Raw genomic sequence first — 3,850 nt, forward strand, 5'->3', positions numbered from 1 at the left:
CGAAGGTCGTCTTTGGCGCGCGGCTTTGCTTGTTGGTAGGAAACAGCGACTCTGTTGATGCTGAATATGGCCGAAACTCCCTCGTCGTAGGCGGTTTCGATGCCGTTTTCGATATCGCCTACGACGGCTATAACAGGTGTCCCCTGTTTTTTAGCGCGGCGCGCCACTCCTATGACCACCTTCCCACGCAGGCTCTGACTGTCTATCTTACCTTCTCCGGTGAATACGACATCCGCTTCTTTTGCCAGTTCGTCAAAGCCTACTGTGTCAAGCACGGTTTCTATTCCCATTTGCAGCTCCGATCCAAAGAGCGTGTGCATTCCGTATCCCATCCCCCCTGCCGCGCCCGCGCCTGGCATCTCCGCACAGTCAGCGCCAAGCTCTTTTTTTACTACCGAAGCAAAGCTGCGCAGACCGGCGTCAAGCAGAGGCAGCGTCCGTGCCGTCGCGCCTTTTTGCGGGCCAAATACATAAGCGGCGCCTGTTTCACCGTAGAGCGGGTTGTCTATGTCGCACATCGTCGTTATCTTTAAATCTTTCAGCTCCGGCGCCATCCTAGAGAGATCCACGCGCGCGATTTTCGCAAGAGTGCCTCCAACTGGTACGAAGTTGTTTCCATCCGCGTCCGAAAATAAGACGCCGACCGCGGCGGCCGCCCCGCAACCGCCGTCGTTTGTGGCGCTGCCGCCCAGTCCCATGATGACGCGGCGGCAGCCGCTGCGCGCGGCGTCCAGAATCAGCTCGCCAACACCGTAGGTTGTGGTGCGCATAGCGTCGCAGTTTGCGCCGGAAAGAGGCAGTCCAGCGCAGGCTGCCATTTCGATTATGGCGGTACTTCCGTCTTGTATAAGGCCGTAAAAAGCTTCGACCTCTTCAAAGTTTGGGCCGCGTACCTTAATATATTTCTTTTTTCCGCCCATCGAGGAAAGGAAAGCGTCAACACTGCCCTCTCCGCCGTCGGCGACCGATATTGCCTTCACCGAGGCTTCTGGGAGATGTTTTTTTATCGCGCCCGCCATTATCCCGCATATTTCCAGGGAGCTCATCGTTCCCTTGAAGGAATCGGGTATCAGAAGGAATTTTTCCATTGTTGCGCGTTTTTGCGGCATGTGTCCGCTACTTAAGGACAATGTAGGCTATGAATACGCCGACCATAGATGCCAGGCCAATGATTAACGTGCCCATCGTCTGCGTTTTGTACCCCTGCTCTGTTTCCATTTCGCCGAAATTGGTAACTACCCAAAAATAGGAATCGTTTGCGTGCGATACGGTCATAGCGCCCGCTCCTATGGCTATTACGCAAAGCGCGGAGAGTACAGGCGTGTTGAGGCCGAGTGCTGGAAGCACAGGCGCCAGCATACCGGCCGTAGTAGTGATTGCGACTGTGGAGGAGCCCTGCGCGGTTTTAAGGATGGCCGCAAGTAGGAATGGGAAGAATATTCCGACGGTGGCAAGGATGTTGGAATTTTCGGTGATGTACTGGACCATGCCGGAGGCGCTTATCACCTTGCCCAGTACTCCGCCTGCCGCTGTGATGAAGAGTATTGGTCCGACTATCATCAGAGTGTCGTTGGTGATTGCATAAAATTCCTTCATTTTCCCCGCCTGCACAAGCAGTATGACGCCGAAACCTACGCCTACGGCAAGCGCTATGATCGGGGCGCCTAGGAAGGCAAGAACAGGAACGTCCATTTTAGCCATTGCAAAGGCGGAAGAGATTCCCATAAGAAGTATTGGAACGATTATAGGCGCAAAGGCCATGCCGGCGCAGGGGAGTCGTCCGTATTCTTTGAGCAGCTCCTCATATGTCTTGACGGCCTCGTCGCTGACAAGTTCGTCGCGTGATTTTACAGTTCTCCCTATATACTTGGCGAAAATGTATCCCGCGATGAGCGGGGGGATGGAAAGTAGAGCGCCCAAGCCTATGACGAGCAGCATGCTGTCGCCGATGCCAAGCGCGTTCGCCGCGGCTATCGGCCCGGGGGTGGGCGGAATGAAGCAATGCGAGATGTACAGTCCCATCGAAAGCGCAACGGTCATTGCCACGCTTGAGACTCCGGTGCGTTTCACAAGCGCCTTTCTGATTGGATTGAGCACGACGAAGCCGCTGTCGCAGAATACAGGTATAGAGACTATCCAACCCATTAGCAGGATGGCAAGTTCAGGGTTTTTCTTGCCCACCATTTTTACCACGACGTCCGCCATTTTGAGGGCGGCGCCGGTCTTTTCAAGCAGCGTTCCCACCAGGGCGCCGAAGATGATGACGATGCCGATGCTTGTGAAAGTACCTGAGAACCCCGTACCTATCGTCCCCGGTATCTCTTTAAGCGGTATGCCCGCAATGAGCGCGAAGAGCAGAGAAACAGACATAATGGAGAGGAACGGGTGTATCTTAAATTTGGAGATGGCAGTAACCATCACTATCACCGTAGCGACAAACACAATTATCAATGAAATCCCTGTCATTTTTATTGCCTCCAGTATTTTTAGAATAATAAATTATTTGTTCAGGGTAACATCTATTTAGATGAAATACAATATTACATAAAATAAGTTTAGGATATATTTTTAGTATGAAGACCAAAGCAGGAGGATGGTTATCAGAGAGTTTTTTCTATATCCCGATAAAAATGTATGGCGTTGTAATAGAGAGAGCTGAATTTTATGGAGCGCGGGTCATAGCCTGTCTGCTCAGCTAGTTTTTTTAAACGGTACTGGAGAGTGTTTTTGTGTATGAGAAGTTTTTCTGCGGCCTTTGTGATGGAACCTTCGCATTCGTAATAGACCTCAAGCTGCGCCGTGTACTCGGCTATCTGTTCGGTAGAACATCCGCGGAATATCCTTCGGATGTATTCGCGCTTTGTCATCTCGGAAAGTTCGCTTGCAAAAATCTCCATGTTGAGGCTGGCATAGAGCCTGGGCTGTCTGCTGGGCGAGCGCAGGCAGGTGGCAAGCGCCTTTTGCGCGCGGGTGAAGGCGGCCCCGATTTGTTGATAGTTTGGCGCGGCGGCATCGATTCCTATAACAAGCGTCACAGCCGCCTCTTTCTCCGTATCTTTTTTGAGGCAATCAGCCAGAGCCAACATTTTTTCGTCTGATACGGTCGTCGTGAGGCAGACAAGATAACTATCTGATCTGAATACCAGGTTTGCTTCGTCCTGATACCTCAGGTGGTCGTGTATCTTCTTTTCCACGGCGTCGATAGTACGCTGGTGTGTCGCGGCATCTGCGCCAGCCTCGTTTGGTATCACCGAAATTAGCATAAGGCGGCGCGGCAAGGTTATGTCAATAATAAAGAGACGTAGGCCGTTGTTGACCATCGTCGGGGTGATCTCATTCTGCGCGCCGTGTATCCATTCGCTGAGAAAACGCGTGCGGGCGCGTGATTCGACGTTGAGCTGTTCCGACATTGCTATGTCGAGTATGAGTATCTCTGTCATTTTTTTTATTATCTGTCCATATTTTTCTACCTTCTCGTAAGGCCCGGTCACTCCGATGGTGCCCACTATTTCGTCGCGGAAAGTTATGGGGAGGTTCGTCCCCTGCTTCGCACCTTCGTATTCGCCGTCGCGATGCACGACTAGCTCGTCCAGCTTTTCCTCAACCACGCGTTTTGCGCCTCCGTGAAAGGTGTTGATCCTGTCTGGGTCGGTGCTGGCGATAATGATTCCGTTGACGTCCATCATATTTACCTGTTCGCCGATGATGCCGCTGATTTCATGTACTATTGCTATTGCGCTTCTTTTTGGGAAAATCATGGCGCTGTTTTATATTAGCTTGATGCGTTTGAGCGCCAGATAGTAGGCGTTCACTTGCGGGAAGTCGTCAAAGCGCAGGCCCAGACGCTCTT

3 protein-coding genes are annotated in these 3,850 nt (G+C 52.0%); all 3 read right to left on the reverse strand.

Annotated features, from left to right (window positions below; translation table 11 throughout):
• Positions 1–1,088, reverse strand: a 1,088-nt coding sequence (locus tag RRY12_12685) for a glycerate kinase (protein MEG2185529.1), incomplete at its 3' end; no start/stop codon positions are given.
• A gap of 28 nt (positions 1,089–1,116) precedes the next feature.
• The gene (locus RRY12_12690) at positions 1,117–2,466 is read right to left on the reverse strand and encodes a GntP family permease (GenBank protein ID MEG2185530.1); all 1,350 of its coding nucleotides are present in this window, start codon (positions 2,464–2,466) and stop codon (positions 1,117–1,119) included.
• A 134-nt stretch (positions 2,467–2,600) separates the two neighbouring features.
• Entirely contained in the window at positions 2,601–3,758 is a 1,158-nt protein-coding gene (locus tag RRY12_12695) for a sugar diacid recognition domain-containing protein (GenBank protein MEG2185531.1), read from the reverse strand.
• Between the last annotated feature and the right edge of the window lie 92 nt (positions 3,759–3,850).

Source organism: Cloacibacillus sp., from assembly GCA_036655895.1.
Lineage (GTDB): Bacteria > Synergistota > Synergistia > Synergistales > Synergistaceae > JAVVPF01.

What these genes read in the sequence shown, in the direction of transcription:
- RRY12_12695 (MEG2185531.1), bottom strand. Translation starts at nt 3,758, where the DNA reads ATGATTTTCCCAAAAAGAAGCGCAATAGCAATAGTACATGAAATCAGC.
- RRY12_12690 (MEG2185530.1), bottom strand. Translation starts at nt 2,466, where the DNA reads ATGACAGGGATTTCATTGATAATTGTGTTTGTCGCTACGGTGATAGTG.